Source organism: Shewanella marina JCM 15074 (genome assembly GCF_000614975.1).
GTDB classification, from domain to species: domain Bacteria; phylum Pseudomonadota; class Gammaproteobacteria; order Enterobacterales; family Shewanellaceae; genus Shewanella; species Shewanella marina.
The window spans coordinates 1-1,931 of the sequence record NZ_BALM01000063.1 but is presented as its reverse complement, the minus strand read 5'-3'; the positions used below and the strand labels follow the sequence as shown (position 1 = coordinate 1,931).

The window sequence follows — 1,931 nt, the reverse complement described above, 5'->3', positions numbered from 1 at the left end:
GCGTAAGTGAGTTTATCAAGGTTAACCACGCTATCTTGCGTATGACCAATAATATGACGCACCACAGCACTACCGATAAAACCCGCGCCACCTGTGACTAAAATTTTCATTCGAATTCCTAACTATTTTTAAAAACTAAATTCTTAAAATATTTAAAATATGTCGTGTTCAAAGAGAATAAAACAAAAGCTATATTTAATGAGAAAATACTAACACAAAAAAATATAATATAATCTAACCATGAAGTTACATGAAAATCTGCATAATATGCTGCCGCAGAAACTAGTAATAACGTAGGCAAGGTTATTTTAAATAAAACCGCTATCGAATCTACATACTTAATCAAAGGTAAATTAAAAACATACTTATATAGAAATAATGGTTTAATCCAATTTGAGAAAAATAGTGAGGTTAAGATACTCGCAATAAATACGCCATTAATTCCAAATTGATGAGATAATAAAACAGCTAGAACAATATAAATTACTGCTTCGCCGATCGGAACATATTTATCCTGCTCAAAAACACCACCTGCAACCTTCATCGTAATAACAGGTATACGAGCGATTTTAAATAATAATGCGACTGTAATTAATATTGTTGTATTAAAAGAAAAAGTAAACCTATCACCAATCCATAAATGAATAAATGGGGTTAGAAGGAATAACATAAAAAAACAAACATTAGTAAATAATAACGACATAACATAATTTAATATTTTAAAAATCTCATGTGCTCTTTTCTTATCATTTACAATTAGATTGCCTAAACTAGCGGCTGCCCCATCAAAAATTTTAGCAACAAGCAAAATAATACTAGTCGTAATGATATTATAATTCGATAATATTCCTACATTTTTTAACGTTGATACAGTAGAAACAATAATTAAATCTGAATAATTAACGATAAGATCGCCAACCTTATGATGCATAACTCCTATCATCTTTGTTTTTATCGTTTTTTTATCCTGAACACTCACATTATCGGTCGTGCGGATAAAATATTGTTTATACTTTACTTTAGCTAAGAAATGTACAAATATATTATTTAATAAGGTAATTACTATTGTAATAGCGACAAATAGAATATAGACATCAGGAAATGTCAAACCACTCTTCAATATTGCAATTTGAAGTAATAGCAGAGTAATTTTAAAGAACAGATCTGGATAAACCATAAGATGAGCATCTTGAGATGCGTAAATCAATGATCTATTTGAAGCAACAAGATAACTGCATGCTGTATTAATTAACATTAAGCTGTAAATTAACAAAAACAACTCAAAGGATAAATCTGGACTACCGATCTTATAAAATAAATAAGAAAGGCAAAGACCAACAAGCAAGACAAATAATGCTATAAAACGATATATTTTTCTATAATAGTGTAATAATGAAGAAACTTTATTTCTATCGCCATCATTTATAGGCTTATAAAAGCTATAAACAATTGCAGCACCAATACCAAGATCTGCAAGTGACATTAACGTAATAAAATTTGACAGCAACGCATTCAATCCGAAAATTTCAACGCCTAAATTATCAATAAATACTTTTCTAGAAATAAATGTGATAATTAAAACAAGAAAAAAAGAAAATATATTTGCTACAAAATTATTAAGCGATTTTTTTACTCGCATTAAAATAAACTCTTATTTTATTAAAAAACAACTCATATAATTCATATACAATGATTGATATAGGTATTATACATAACAAAGATAAAAAATAAAAAAAGTAAATATTTGTAAAGTTAAAATATTTAAAGTATATCTTACCTAAAATTGATAACAAAGGGTGATGTATAAGATATAATACAAATGAAATACTACCCAGATATATTAAAAATGAAATCTTGCCAGAATTTTCTTTCAATTTTCTTTCATAAGATAGGACAAAGACAAAAAAACATGATGATATAATTAGATTATA

2 protein-coding genes are annotated in these 1,931 nt (G+C 27.1%); both read right to left on the bottom strand.

The features are described from left to right. On the bottom strand, nucleotides 1-110 hold a 110-nt coding region (locus JCM15074_RS24320), incomplete at its 3' end, for an NAD-dependent epimerase/dehydratase family protein (protein WP_037470148.1). Between the two features lie 8 nt (nucleotides 111-118). Further along, entirely contained in the window at nucleotides 119-1,639 is a 1,521-nt protein-coding gene (locus tag JCM15074_RS20130) for a lipopolysaccharide biosynthesis protein (RefSeq protein WP_025823752.1), read from the bottom strand. Nucleotides 1,640-1,931 lie beyond the last annotated feature (292 nt).